This window comes from Catellatospora sp. IY07-71 (assembly GCF_018326265.1).
GTDB lineage: Bacteria > Actinomycetota > Actinomycetes > Mycobacteriales > Micromonosporaceae > Catellatospora.
This window is the reverse complement of sequence record NZ_AP023360.1, coordinates 4,702,349-4,714,545: the sequence shown is the minus strand read 5'-3', so window position 1 is coordinate 4,714,545 and position 12,197 is coordinate 4,702,349. Positions and strand designations below refer to the sequence as shown.

Below are 12,197 nucleotides of genomic sequence, written 5' to 3'. Positions count from 1 at the left end.
CGAGGGCGTCCGGCATCGGGACTCAGAGCCTGACGCGAGACTGCGGGAACCCTGCCGACTCGCGCCGACGGCATACTGCGCGCACGATTCGGGCTGCGCCGCTAATGTTGCGCTTCGGCGGGGGAAAGTATATAAGGCTCTGGCAGGCGCGTTCGTCGGTCGTTTCCTCGACGGCGAAAATATGCGATCGAACAAATGCACAATACGACGTTCGTCGCCTGAAATGCCGCATATTCCCAGGACGCCGGCGGGACGACGTGATTGGAGAACACAATTACGAGCCAGCTACAGATCAGGCCGCCACCAAGCGCCTGCGGCCGTATCGCGACCGCCACGACCGGAATCAATACGGCGAGTACGGTCGTGCCGATCCAGAGTACCGATGCTGGACGATCCCCATGAGCGTAGGACAGCATACACGCGTTGACTATTCCGCAAACGATCATGATGAGTGCCGTTGGCTTACTTAACGGAAGCCGCAACTGGGGTCGCCTGGGCTTCCGGGAAAGCCCGACGATGGCGAATATCGCGCCGATCACCAGCGCGCACCTGGCAACGAGAACGGCATATCCAAGAATTTCATGCAGATAATAATCGCCGAAACGTATCATCTGTCCGTCGACGAGCAGGCTTGCGCCACCGAGGCCGAGTAGCAGTTCTGCAGGCATGGCAACGCAGTCGAGTAGAACGTATCCGATCAGCAATCCGAGCCCCGCCATGTTAACCGAACGCGCGGAACGTCCGAGGCGCCAGACTGCAGTGCCCACGAAGCCGTCGATAGAGGCATTGCACAAGGAGAGCGCGGCGATCCAAAACCAATCCGAGGCATAAGGGGTATAACCGACGATATAACCATGTTTGCGCATCACCGTAGCTTCTAAGAACAGACCCACGAATTGCAGTAGGGCCGAGATCCCGCCGGCGGCCAAGGCCGTCCACCCAGCAGCTTCGAAGTACTTCGACCACCGCAGCGCCGTGGCGGGCTGTGCACTGGTTGTGCCCGGTGACGCATTCTTCGCCACGGGACCGTGCACGTATGCGATTGACGGTAACCGGGTTTCTGGAGCACCGGGGCTATCTGAAATGAATGAACTGGCCGCTGGATTACGCGTGAGCGCGAGCTTGTCCGCGGTGCCGGTGCCGCCTTGCCTGGGCCTCGGAAGCCCTCTCAAAGCGGTTGTATTCAGAAGGCGCCGGTAGATGGTGCTAAAGGTCATCAACTCCGGTCCATCGGGCACGCCGTCGCGCAGTAGCTCGATGAGCACCCCCGTGAACGACGTGTTCCTGGCACCAACCGGAGCGAGGGCCAGACTGTTGGGGGCAGTGGCGGCGAGAATGTATGTACCTTCGATCTGCATCTGTCCGACTACGGGGTCATCGCCGCTCATATCCGGGATGGCTCGACCGCTAAAGCAGCAGTCGAGCAACACAATACGATTCTTCGCAGGGCTTTCACTCAGCACTTCCCGCACGACGTCGTAGGCAAGTGCACTCACCCTCAACTCGTCGGTGTCGGTGTCGGCCAGGCTGAGGTAAAGCTCATTTCGCGGGCCAATCCTGCCGTGGCCGGCGAAGTAGACAACCAAGGTGTCTTCGGCGATAGAAGCTACGTTGCGCAACGCCCTGTACACCGTGCGGGGATCGGCTGGGTCGGCCAGCACGTGGCAGTTCCGGGATTCAATACCTCCAATACTCTCGTTGGTGATAACTTCGGCTAGGTCTAGGAGATTGTTCCGCACGGCAGGTAGCTCGGGAAGCCGATCGGAGGCGTAAGAGCTGACCCCGATCAAGAGTGCGTGTGACTGCGCTGGATCAGGTAGCCGCACTCTATTTCTCCGGCAGTGATTGCGGCGATTGGACAGTTACGCCAAGCACTTCACGCAATAGCCGCTCCGGGTCGGCCACTCGCTTAGCGTCCACAGCTACCTCACGGCCATCGGACGTAGTCACCTTGACCGTCACATCGGAGCGGCGCTGAGTAAGCCAGGAAGCCAATGACCTCGACAGTGCCAGCCACAACGTTCCGCCGCTTACGACCACGGCGGCCGCCTGGATGACGAGCTCGGCGGTTACGCCCATCGTCCCTTCCGCCGAAGGAAGGTCGGCCACTGCTACCCTGCCGCGCAGTTCGGGCTCGTTTTGCAGCCAATCTCGCAAGATCAAGAGGTTCTCGGTCGGGCCATCAACTGTCATGCGGACTTCCACGGCAACCTCCTGCTTTCTCGGCCCGGTGCCTCAACATCCGGCACAGATTCTCTTTATCGCCTGCCAATGCTTCCGTGATGGCCGGTAAATGAGAACCATGCGTGCTGCCCGCAGACAGTCGGGTTGTCGACACACTCGGCGCACTGGCATCTTCATGCCAAGATGCCAGGCGCTGGCGCGGGATCTCGACGAATAGTGTCGGCAGTGGGGCGGTATCGTGGTGGATCAGCGCAACGCGCACTGTCGCGGACTCGCACCTTGATCGACGAGCGATTCCGGCGATTGTCGCTGCGCTCTATAAGCTGGTGCACGAGGCACCCGACCGGCGGACCCGCCACGCCGCGGGCCGCGCCCTGGTCGCGCTGGGTGCGCCGGCCGGCCCGCACCGGTACTTTCCACCGGCGCCCGTGCGGCGGGCCACCGCCTGGCTGCAGGGACACCGCGATGAGGGGCGGCCGCCGTCAACCGTGCTGCTGTCCGATCCGGACGCGCTGGTCCGGGCGCGTGCCGCGGCAGCGCTGGGGCGGTTGCCGTACCGCGAAAGCGTGCCGCACCTCGCCGCGCTGCTGACCGACCCGGAGCCCCGGGTCCGTGCCAACGCGGTCACCGCGCTCGGCCGGCTCGGCGGGGATGAGGCCCGCGCCGCCCTCGCCGGGCACGGCGACGACGCGCACCGGGACGTATGCGACGCGCTCGCGGCCGCCCTGCGCCGCATCGACGGGTCCGCCTGACCGGGCGCGTGTCCGCGAGTTGGTCAGCTCACCAGTTCCAGCAGCCGGACCGCCTGGTGCTGCAGCGTGCCGGGTGGATTGCGGCGGGCCGCGCCGTTGCCGGGCAGCAGCCAGTAGCACCACAGCGCCGCGAACACACCCCGTGACCAGCGCAGCCGGTCGGGATCGACGTCGAACCCAGCGAGCCAGCCGGTCCAGTCGGTGTCGCGCGAGGACAGATGCTCGATCAGCGTGCCGAGCTCGTAGGCGACGTCCGAGGCGCCGGCGTCCTCGAAATCGATGATGCGCACCTCCTGGCCGTCCCACAGGTAGTTGGGCAGGTGGGGATCGCTGTGCCCCACGATGACGTCCACCGCGTCGGGCCGGCAGGGCCTCGCCAGGAACGCTGTCGCGGCGTCGAACGCCTCCCCGGCGATCCCGTCCGGCCGGGTCGCCGACGCGTACATGGCACGCGCCGCCGCGACCGCCTCCGCCGGGTGGTACCTGCGCGGCGGCAGTTCCCGCGCGGGCACCGACCACATCCGGCGCAGCGCCGCGGCCAGGCCGTCGAGCTGGGCCGTGGACAGCGGGCCGGTCAGCGGCTCGCCGGGCAGGACGCTCATCGTCACCGACGGGGGCACGGCGTCGAGTTCCTGCGCCAGTGGCTCGGGCACCAGGCCGGGGAGGTGACGGTGCAGGTGGTTCAGAATGAGCCACTCGCGACGGTGCTCGTCGCGGTCCCACGAGGTGTAGCGCTTGACCAGGACACCGCCGTCCACCGACAGCTCGTGGGTCTGCATCGAGGCAGCCTAACGGCCCTGTGGACGGTGCGCTGCCCCTCCTTGCGGCTCAAGCGCAGCCATCCGGCTACGCAGCTCCTCCTCCGATACGTCCTCCAGGTGGGTCAGGAACACCCACAGGTGGCCGGACGGGTCACGCAGGATGACGGTGCGGTCGCCGTGGAACATGTCCTTGAGACGTCCGCCGGTCTACCTGCTCAGCGATTGCCGGCACTCCGACCGGCTGGCAGCCGCGCTCGAGCACAGAACGGTGCGACGTCAACAAGGGCACCTTCCTCTGCGTATTCCGATAAAGAGGTGCCCTTCCTTCAGCTCAAGGTGGTGATGATCTCGGTGAGGATGGCGAAGGTCTTGGTGTCGTCGGGGGTGGCGGCGTGGGGTTGGCGGAAGCGGGCCAGGTCGACGGCTATGTCGGCGAGGGTCCAGCGTTCGCGGTAGAGGTCCAGTAGGGACGAGTCGGGGGTGTGGCCCGTGGCTTGGGCGTACGCGGTGTGGATGGTGTCGTCGTCGGCGGCGAGCAGCCACAGGTCGCGCTCGGGTGGGGCGAGCAGGACGGTGTCCCAGTCGATGAGGCGCCAGCCGTCGGGCGTGAGCATGGTGTTGCCGGGGTGGGGCTCGCCGTGGGTGAGCACGACGGGTGCGTCCCGGTGCTCCTCGACCCGCCGTTCGTAGCGGGTGAGCAGGTCGCGGACCGGCCGGGCGTGTGCGGTGAGCAGGCGGACGGCGCGGTGGGCGTAGGGGCCGCAGTCCGGGGTGTCGCCGCTCAGCGCCGCGTGCAGGCCGTCGAGGTGCGGCACGGTGAAGTCGTCGCGCAGGGCGCCGCGGCGTGCGGCGGCGGGTGCGGTGTGCACGGCGACCACCATCTCCAGCACGGCTTCCCGGTGGCCGGGTGCGGTGTACTCACCCCAGCCGAAGCTCTGCCCGTCGAGGTGCGGATACAGCGCCGCGGCGAAGGCGCCGACGCGCACGAGCGGCTCACCGCGCCGGGCTCGCAGCGGCGCGACGGCGAACGCGAGACCACTGTCGTGCAGGGAACGCGCGACGGACAGGGCCGCCCGCAGCCGACGGTACGCGCCGTCGAGCGACTCATTGCCCGTGCGCCTGCGGTGCAGCTCATCGACGGTGAGGAACCACCTTCGGCCTGCGGCGTCGGTGACGCACCAATGGTGACTCCCCCAGCCCACCGGCTGGTACGCCAGAGTCACCGCCCCGATCCCCCACCCTTCGTCCAGTACGGCGACGAGCTCGTCCTCGGCCAGGTCGGCGGGAGGCGTCAACATGTCCGCCACCCTACGAGCCACCCCGCCAAGGTCAACCGATTTCCGTGGCAGGGGCACTGAGGGCGGCGCCGAGGACAGCGATCACGACGTCGTGGGCGGCGCACCGACCCCAGTCTCATTTCCGACTCACCATGCGTCCATGATGTTGGATCGATCATGCACACGCGGCGCTGAACAGCGCGTTAACAGAGTCGTCGGGAGGCTGCGCCTGATACCGCAACCTGGGATGAAGACTGCCCGCCCGGACCACCGGTCTATATGGTCACCGCATGGATCTCTGGGTCGCGGTCGCCGGGTTCGGCGTGGGTGTCGTGGTCGGGCTCACCGGCATGGGCGGCGGCGCGCTGATGACCCCCCTGCTGGTGCTGGTGTTCGGGGTGCCGCCGCTGAGCGCGGTCTCCAGCGACCTGGTGGCCGGCGCGATCATGAAGCCGTTCGGCGGGGCGGTGCACTGGCGGCGCGGCACCGTGGACATGCGGCTCGTGCTGTGGCTGTGCGCGGGCAGCATCCCGGCCGCGTTCTGCGGCGTGTTCGTGGCCAAGGCGTTCGACAGCGAGGGCGCCTCGGAGGTCATCCAGTCGCTGCTGGGCGCCGCGCTGCTGATGGCCGCCTCCGGGCTGGTGCTCAAGGCCTGGTTCGGGCTGCGCGAGCAGGCCCGTGCCGCGGCGGACCCGTCCCGGGAGGCCGTCGTGGGCGACCCGGCGCCCGTTCGCGTACGCATAATTCCGACCGTGCTGGTCGGAGCAGTGGGCGGGCTCGTCGTCGGGGTCACCTCGGTCGGCTCCGGCTCGCTGATCGTGATCGCGCTGATGGCGCTCTACCCTGCGCTGCGGCCGCAGCAGCTCGTCGGCACCGACCTGGTGCAGGCGGTGCCGCTGGTCGCCGCCGCCGCGCTCGCGCACCTGCTGTTCGGCGACTTCCAACTCGCGCTGACGGTGGCCCTGATCGCCGGTGCGGTGCCCGGCGTGCTGCTCGGCGCGGCCGTGTCGTCCCGCGCCCCCGGCGGCCTGATCCGCTTCGCGCTGACCGTGGTCCTCACCGCCAGCGGCCTGAAGCTGCTCGGCGCGAGCACCATCGCCGTCGGCGTCACCACCGCAGCCCTGCTCGCCGCGCTCCCCGCCCTCTGGCTCCTGGCCCGCCACCGCCTCGGCCTCACCGCCCGCGCCACCCCCACCGACTCCCAGCCCGACGCCCCCCAGCCTGGCGTAACTCTTGAAGCGTCGCGCCGTCGAGGAGCGACGGAGGCCGCGCCTCTTTGAGAGTTGCGCCACCGGCGGGGTGGCGGGCTGGTGGTTTCGGTCAGGGGCTCGGCGGTACGAGCGCGCGGAGTTTGTCGGGGTTGCTGAGGAGCTGGAGGCCGACGATGTGGCCGGCCTCGGACTCCCAGGTGAGCAGCTGCCAGCCCGGTCCGAGCAGGACGATCGCGGCGGGGCCGCCGTTGACCTCGGCGACGCGCCATTCCACCCGGCTCGCCTTCTCGGTGATGCCGATGATGAAGCGGGCCACCTTCGGCGCCCCGACGACCGGGTTGAGGGCCGCACGGACCTTGCCGCCGCCGTCGCTCCACAGCACGACCTCGTCGGCCAACAGCTCCTCCAGCGCGGCACGGTCGCCCGTGCTGGCCGCGGCCAGGAAGCGCTCGACCAGGGCGCGGTGATCCACGGTGTCCACCGCGAACCGGCTGCGATCCTCGCCGACGTGGTCGGCCGCGCGCCGGTGCAGCTGGCGGGCGTTGGCCTCGGTCAGCCCCAGGGTCTGCGCGATCTCGGCGTACGGCAGCTCGAACGTCTCGCGCAGCAGATACACCGCGCGCTCCGGCGGGGTGAGCCGCTCCAGCAGGCGCAGCGCGGCCAGGGACAGCGTCTCGCGCTGCTGCGCCGTCTCCGCCGGGTCGGTGACCTGCCGCCCGATCGGGGCCGGCTCGGGCAGCCAGGTGCCCGGGTAGGTCTCCCGGCGGCGGCGCGCCGAGCGCAGCTGGTCCAGCGCCAGCCGGGTGGTGACGGTGACCAGCCAGCCGCGCGGGTCGGCCAGCGCCGCCCGGTCCGCGTCATGCCAGCGCAGCCAGGTCTCCTGCAGCACGTCCTCGGCGTCCCACCAGCTGCCGAGCATCCGGTACGCCAGGCCGAGCAGCACCGGGCGGTGCTGCTCGAATCCGTCGGCGGCCACGGCGCGTGCCTCGGTGACGGCGGACATCACAGCACCGGTTCCAGCCGGGTGGTCACGCCGATGCGGTTCCACAGGTTGATGAGTCCGATCGCGAGGATCAAGTCGGCGACCTCCTTGTCGGTGAAGCTGGCGCGGGCGGTGTCCCACACCTCGTCGGAGACGCCGTGCTCGCCGAGCCGGGTCACCTCGTCGGTCAGGGCGAGCGCGGCCCGTTCACGGGCGTCGAAGCCGGGGAACTCGCGCCAGGTGCTGACGCCGAGCACGCGGCGCACGTCCTCGCCGTGCTTGAGCAGGTCCCCGCCGTGCAGGTCGACGCAGTACGCGCAGCCGTTCAGCATGGACGCGCGCAGCTTGACCAGGTCCAGCAGGCGGGCGTCGAGCTGGTGGCGCAGGTACTTCTCCAGGCCCAGCACGGCCCGGTAACCCTCCGGCGCGATCTCGCCCACGTTCATGCGCTGGCTCATCAGGCACTCCCCTTCCGTTCTCCAGTTTCACGGAGACCGGAGGCCCCCGTCCCGGGAACGACGGGACATGGGGGCCGCGATGTGACAGATCGCCACCGGCTGGGACATAGGTCACAGCCGGGCGGGGTCAGCGCAGCGCGGGTTCGGCCAGGGACGCCTCGGCGAGCATCACGCGGCAGGCCGCGGCGCAGGCGTCGCAGGCGTCGGCGGCCGCCGCGCAGCTCGGGCGGCGGTCGGCATGGGCCCGGCACTCGTTCGCGCACACGTCGCAGACCGTCGCGCACGCCTCCAGCACGGAGCGGACCAGCTCGGGATGGTTGCCGCGGAAGCGGTCGAGGATCTCGCCGGCGGTCGCGCACATGTCGGCGGTGTCGAGGTTCGTGCGGATGCAGATCACCAGCTCGGCCACGGCCGGATCGCCCAGGCACGCGTCGGCGCAGGCGTTGCACGCCTCGGCGCACAGGTTGCACGCGCGTACGCACGCCGCCCGGTTGTCGTGCCGGAGATCCTCCTCGTCGCGGTACATCGGGGTCATCGGCTGCATGGCTCGCCTCCAGATGATCAATCGTACGCGCGCGGGCGGCTCAGGTGCGCGGCTTCGCGGTGATCACGGCGCGGCGCCGGCCCCGGGGGCGGGCGTATGCGCGGTTCGCCCACTCGCGGCGGCGCCCGGCCCGCTCTGCTCTGCTCACAGAGCCGCAACGGTCCTGTAAGCAGAGCAGAGGCGCTGGGTCAGCCGACCGCCAGCGGCTCGTCGGGCCGCTTGCCGGCCGCCGGAGCAGCGTCCGCGCCGTCCTCGGCGCCGAGGTCGGCGCTGTCGGCGGCGCTCTCCTGGGCCAGGCGGTCGGCACCGCTGAGCGTGCTGAGCGGCTTCTCCTTGATGAACAGCACCACGATCAGCGCCAGCGCGGCGAACGGGGCGCCGATCAGGAACAGGTCCGCGGTGGCGACGCCGTAGATCTCGGCGATGATCGCCCGGACCGCGGGCGGCAGTGCGGCCAGGTCGGGGACCTGGGTCGAACCGCCACCGGCCGCGGCGGGGCCGAACTTCTCCGCCGACAGGTCGGTGATCCGGTTGGCCATGACCGCGCCCAGCGCGCTCACGCCGATGGCACCGCCCATGCTGCGGAAGAACGTCAGCACCGAGGTGGCCACGCCGAGCTCGTGCGCGGGCACGTCGTTCTGCGCGGCGAGCACCAGGTTCTGCATGAGCAGGCCGACGCCGATGCCGAGCACCGCCATGTACGCCGACAGCAGCGGCACGCTGGTGGTGTGGTCGATGGTGCCGAGCAGCAGCATGCCCGCGGTCATGATGACGCCGCCCGCGACCAGGTAGATCTTCCACTTGCCGTACTTGGTGATGAGACCGCCCGCGACCGTGGACGACACCAGCAGACCGAAGATCATCGGCAGGCTCATCAGGCCGGCGACCGTCGGTGACTTGCCCAGCGAGATCTGGAAGTACTGCGACAGGAACACCGCGCCGCCCATCATCGCCAGACCCACCAGCACACTGGCGATGATGGTCAGGGCGACCGTGCGGTTGCGGAACAGGTTCAGCGGGATGATCGGCTCGGCGGCCCGCGACTCGACCAGCACGGCCAGGGCCAGCAGCACCACGCCCGCCGAGACCAGCAGCGCGGTCCAGCCCGAGGCCCAGGCGAACTTCTGCCCGGCCAGCGTCGACCAGACCAGCAGCGTGGACACGCCCGCGGTGATCAGGAACGCGCCGAGGTAGTCGATCTTCACCTTGCCGGGCGGGGTCGCTGGCAGGTGCAGGGTGCGCTGCAGCAGGTAGATCGACAGCAGCGTGAACGGCACGCCGATCAGGAACGTCCAGCGCCAGCCGAGCCAGTCGGTGTCGACGATGACGCCGCCGATCAGCGGCCCGGCGATGGTGCCGATGCCGAAGACCGCACCGAAGATGCCGGAATAGCGGCCCATCTCGCGCGGCGGGATCATCGCCGCCATGACGATCATGGCGAGCGCGGTCATGCCACCCGCGCCGACGCCCTGGACCAGCCGGCTGACGAGCAGGGTCTCGACGTTCTGGGAGAGACCGGCGATGAGCGAGCCCACGACGAACAGGCCGAGCGAGAGCTGGATGAGCAGCTTCTTGCTGTAGAGGTCGGCCGCCTTGCCCCACAGCGGAACGGTGGCCGTCATGGCAAGCAGCTCGATGGTGACGATCCAGGTGTAGACGGACTGGCTGCCGTGCAGCGCGCCGATGATGCGCGGCAGCGCGTTGGCGACGATCGTCGACGCGAGGATGGACACGAACATGCCGAGCATCAGCCCGGACAGTGCCTGCATCACCTCGCGCCTCGACATGGAGGTGGGCTCGGCGCCCTGGTCCGCCTGGTCGGGCGGGTTGGCGGTGGTGGTCATTCGTTTCCTCACGTGATGTTTCGACCGGGTGAGGATCACCCGGGGGGACGGGGGCCGGGATCAGGCGGCGCGGTCGGGCAGCCCCGCGGCCAGATCGGTGAACGCCTCGTCGACCAGGGCGCCCAGCGACAGCCGGCCACCCGCCTCCATCCAGCGGGTCGCGGCGACCCGGAAGGCCGCGCTGGTGGTGGCGACGACGAGCGCCGGATAGCCGTGGGCGACGGGGTCGACACCCAGGTGCGCGGCGATCAGCTCGGTGGTCACCCGTTCGGCCTCGGCGCCGCTGAGCACCAGCCGGGGCAGCAGCTGCGGGCTGCGGTGGAACACCTCCATGCGCAGGAACCAGTGGTCGCGGTCGGCCTCCATCGCCGCGACGACCAGCAGCACCGCGCGGCGGACCGCCTCCAGCACCGGCATCGCGGGCAGCAGCGCGGCCAGCCGCGCGCGCATCGCGTCCACCTCGACCAGGTGGTCGCCGAGCACGGCGTCCTCCTTGGAGGCGAAGTAGTTGAAGAACGTGCGCGGCGAGACGCCCGCGGCGGCGCTGATGTCGTCCACGGTCACGTGGTCGAACCCGCGATCGGCGCACAGTCGCAGCGCCGCGCCGGTCAGCGCGGCCCGGGTCTGCTGCTTGCGCAGGTCACGCCGGCCCAGCGGGGCGGCGTCGGAGTGCACGTCGGGAACCACCGCACGATTCAAGCTGGAACTTGCAGAGACTGCAAGTTCATATCCGGGTGGCGCGGGCCGCATATCCGGATTGCCCCGGGACCGGCCGGGCCGTTATGGTCTGGCGCGTGACTGCCGGGTCGGCCCAGTGCCGTGATCAGAACAGGCATCCGGCTGTGCCGTGATCGCCCGGCGGGCCCGCGGCCCGCCCTCCTTCGTCGTCGCCCGCACGAGCGGAGCCTGCCGAGGAAGGAGGTGAGCGCATGTCCCGCTTCGAGGAACTCAACACCGGGGACGTCCTGGTCGGCCAGGTCGTCTCGATCGTGCCCTTCGGCGCCTTCGTCAGGATCGCCGACGACGCCGACGGCCTGCTGTACGGCGAGACCGAGCCGCAGGTCGGTTCGAGCGTCACGGTACGGATCCTGGAGATCGATCGTGAGAAGCGCCGCGCCAGCCTGACGCTGGTGTGACGTGACGGGGGAGGCGGCCCGGTGCGGCCGCCTCCCCCGTGCTCACGCCTCCAGCACCTCCTCGAACAGGCGGCGCACCGTACGCGGCGGCTCGCCCGGCGGCGCGTAGCCGACCCGCACCGCCAGCTGCGGGTAGCCGCCGTCCGGCAGCAGCCGGCGCAGCTCGTCCCTGGTCACCGACAGCTCGGTGACGTCGCTGATCGGTGCCGTGCCCAGTCCCGCGCGCACGGCGGTCAGCAGCACCGCCGACAGCGCCTCACCGCCTCGCAGCCAGTCCGCCGGGCCGTCGTGCTCGGTGAACACCACGGCGTAGCGGGCGCCCCGGTCCGAGTCCGGCCCCGCCGCCAGCGTCGGCCCCCCGAACGGGGCGAAGTCACGCACCGGCACCCGGCGCGGCACCGCCCGCACCGCGCCCGCGGTGTCCACCCCGTCGCCGCTCCACGGCGGCCGGTGGGTCCAGTCGGCCAGCTCGGCCCGGTATTCCGGATCGGCCATCCGCAGCGCCCCGGCGCGGACCACGTTCAGCGCCAGCACGGCCAGCTCGCCGTCGCCCACCAGCTGCAGGTCGGCGCCCTGCGCCCGCGCCGCCGCGACCAGCTCCGCGCACACCTCGGCCGCCACCGGCCGCTCGGTGAACGCCCGCCGGTCGGTGCGCCGGCGCGGGATGGCCGCGAACGCCCCCCGCTCCGCGGCGGTGGTCTCGTGCGGCCCCGTCAGGGTCAGCTCGGCGAGCAGGTCCGGGTCCTCCGGGGCGGGCAGGCGGCGCACGTCCACCGCGTACCCGGCCATGGCCAGCGCCACCCGGGCGTGGTGCAGCGCGACGCCGCAGCTGACCGTCAGCAGCCGGGCCTGCGGGTCGGCCACCAGCAGCTGGCGCTGGCGGTCGGCGTAAAGCCGCAGCCGGCCGCCCCCGGTGACCCAGCGCCACGGCTGCGTGTTGAAGATGGAGGGAGCGGCGAGCGCGGTCCGGGCCGCGTCACGCAGCACCTCGTCAGGCAGGGATTCGTCGGCTCGCATGAGTCCACTGTGCGCCTCGTCACCGCGGCCG

At 70.2% G+C, this 12,197-nt stretch carries 13 protein-coding genes; 3 read left to right on the top strand and 10 right to left on the bottom strand.

Features of this window, described 5'->3' with window-relative positions:
- Window positions 1–101: 101 nt before the first annotated feature.
- Together CS0771_RS21060 and CS0771_RS21055 are read right to left on the bottom strand one after the other, a co-directional pair.
- Window positions 102–1,826: a caspase family protein gene (locus CS0771_RS21060; RefSeq protein ID WP_212842582.1), complete on the bottom strand. Its 1,725-nt coding sequence runs from the start codon at window positions 1,824–1,826 to the stop codon at window positions 102–104.
- 1 nt (window position 1,827) lies between these two features.
- On the bottom strand, window positions 1,828–2,205 hold the full coding sequence (locus CS0771_RS21055) for a hypothetical protein (RefSeq protein ID WP_212842581.1): 378 nt from the start codon (window positions 2,203–2,205) through the stop codon (window positions 1,828–1,830).
- A gap of 305 nt (window positions 2,206–2,510) precedes the next feature.
- Here CS0771_RS21055 and CS0771_RS21050 point away from each other — a divergent pair, with 305 nt between their 5' ends.
- A complete protein-coding gene (locus CS0771_RS21050; protein WP_212842580.1) occupies window positions 2,511–2,936 on the top strand; it encodes a HEAT repeat domain-containing protein in 426 nt (141 codons plus the stop codon).
- A 23-nt stretch (window positions 2,937–2,959) separates the two neighbouring features.
- Here CS0771_RS21050 and CS0771_RS21045 read toward each other — a convergent pair whose 3' ends face one another.
- Entirely contained in the window at window positions 2,960–3,715 is a 756-nt protein-coding gene (locus tag CS0771_RS21045) for an aminoglycoside phosphotransferase family protein (protein WP_212842579.1), read from the bottom strand.
- 308 nt (window positions 3,716–4,023) lie between these two features.
- Window positions 4,024–4,995: a phosphotransferase enzyme family protein gene (locus tag CS0771_RS21040; protein WP_212842578.1), complete on the bottom strand. Its 972-nt coding sequence runs from the start codon at window positions 4,993–4,995 to the stop codon at window positions 4,024–4,026.
- 269 nt (window positions 4,996–5,264) lie between these two features.
- On the opposite strand from CS0771_RS21040, the gene CS0771_RS21035 reads away from it, so the two are divergent.
- Window positions 5,265–6,254: a sulfite exporter TauE/SafE family protein gene (locus CS0771_RS21035; protein ID WP_212842577.1), complete on the top strand. Its 990-nt coding sequence runs from the start codon at window positions 5,265–5,267 to the stop codon at window positions 6,252–6,254.
- A 40-nt stretch (window positions 6,255–6,294) separates the two neighbouring features.
- On the opposite strand, the gene sigJ is transcribed toward CS0771_RS21035, so the two are convergent.
- The 5 genes from sigJ to CS0771_RS21010 all read right to left on the bottom strand — a co-directional run bounded on the left by sigJ (window position 6,295) and on the right by CS0771_RS21010 (window position 10,700).
- Complete coding sequence (gene sigJ, locus CS0771_RS21030; protein ID WP_212842576.1) at window positions 6,295–7,188, bottom strand: RNA polymerase sigma factor SigJ; 894 nt, start codon at window positions 7,186–7,188, stop codon at window positions 6,295–6,297.
- Window positions 7,188–7,625, bottom strand: coding sequence for a carboxymuconolactone decarboxylase family protein (locus tag CS0771_RS21025; protein ID WP_244870927.1), 438 nt, complete (start codon window positions 7,623–7,625; stop codon window positions 7,188–7,190). The genes sigJ and CS0771_RS21025 overlap by 1 nt, the downstream gene beginning before the upstream one ends.
- Window positions 7,626–7,752: 127 nt before the next feature.
- On the bottom strand, window positions 7,753–8,169 hold the full coding sequence (locus CS0771_RS21020) for a four-helix bundle copper-binding protein (RefSeq protein ID WP_212842575.1): 417 nt from the start codon (window positions 8,167–8,169) through the stop codon (window positions 7,753–7,755).
- 188 nt (window positions 8,170–8,357) lie between these two features.
- Window positions 8,358–10,013, bottom strand: coding sequence for an MDR family MFS transporter (locus CS0771_RS21015; RefSeq protein WP_212842574.1), 1,656 nt, complete (start codon window positions 10,011–10,013; stop codon window positions 8,358–8,360).
- Window positions 10,014–10,073: 60 nt separating this feature from the next.
- Entirely contained in the window at window positions 10,074–10,700 is a 627-nt protein-coding gene (locus CS0771_RS21010) for a TetR family transcriptional regulator (RefSeq protein WP_244870926.1), read from the bottom strand.
- Between the two features lie 242 nt (window positions 10,701–10,942).
- Here CS0771_RS21010 and CS0771_RS21005 point away from each other — a divergent pair, with 242 nt between their 5' ends.
- Window positions 10,943–11,149 carry a S1 RNA-binding domain-containing protein gene (locus CS0771_RS21005; RefSeq protein ID WP_212842572.1) on the top strand — a complete coding sequence of 69 codons (207 nt, stop codon included), beginning with the start codon at window positions 10,943–10,945 and terminating at the stop codon, window positions 11,147–11,149.
- A gap of 42 nt (window positions 11,150–11,191) precedes the next feature.
- Here the strand turns inward: CS0771_RS21005 and CS0771_RS21000 are convergent, their stop codons facing one another.
- A complete protein-coding gene (locus CS0771_RS21000) occupies window positions 11,192–12,166 on the bottom strand; it encodes a nitroreductase family protein (RefSeq protein ID WP_244870925.1) in 975 nt (324 codons plus the stop codon).
- Between the last annotated feature and the right edge of the window lie 31 nt (window positions 12,167–12,197).

Bases quoted from the DNA above. Each gene is read 5' to 3' on its own strand.
- CS0771_RS21045 (WP_212842579.1), bottom strand. From the start codon at position 3,715: ATGCAGACCCACGAGCTGTCGGTGGACGGCGGTGTCCTGGTCAAGCGC.
- CS0771_RS21040 (WP_212842578.1), bottom strand. From the start codon at position 4,995: ATGTTGACGCCTCCCGCCGACCTGGCCGAGGACGAGCTCGTCGCCGTA.
- CS0771_RS21035 (WP_212842577.1), top strand. From the start codon at position 5,265: ATGGATCTCTGGGTCGCGGTCGCCGGGTTCGGCGTGGGTGTCGTGGTC.
- sigJ (WP_212842576.1), bottom strand. From the start codon at position 7,188: ATGTCCGCCGTCACCGAGGCACGCGCCGTGGCCGCCGACGGATTCGAG.
- CS0771_RS21025 (WP_244870927.1), bottom strand. From the start codon at position 7,625: ATGAGCCAGCGCATGAACGTGGGCGAGATCGCGCCGGAGGGTTACCGG.
- CS0771_RS21020 (WP_212842575.1), bottom strand. From the start codon at position 8,169: ATGCAGCCGATGACCCCGATGTACCGCGACGAGGAGGATCTCCGGCAC.
- CS0771_RS21015 (WP_212842574.1), bottom strand. From the start codon at position 10,013: ATGACCACCACCGCCAACCCGCCCGACCAGGCGGACCAGGGCGCCGAG.
- CS0771_RS21005 (WP_212842572.1), top strand. From the start codon at position 10,943: ATGTCCCGCTTCGAGGAACTCAACACCGGGGACGTCCTGGTCGGCCAG.
- CS0771_RS21000 (WP_244870925.1), bottom strand. From the start codon at position 12,166: ATGCGAGCCGACGAATCCCTGCCTGACGAGGTGCTGCGTGACGCGGCC.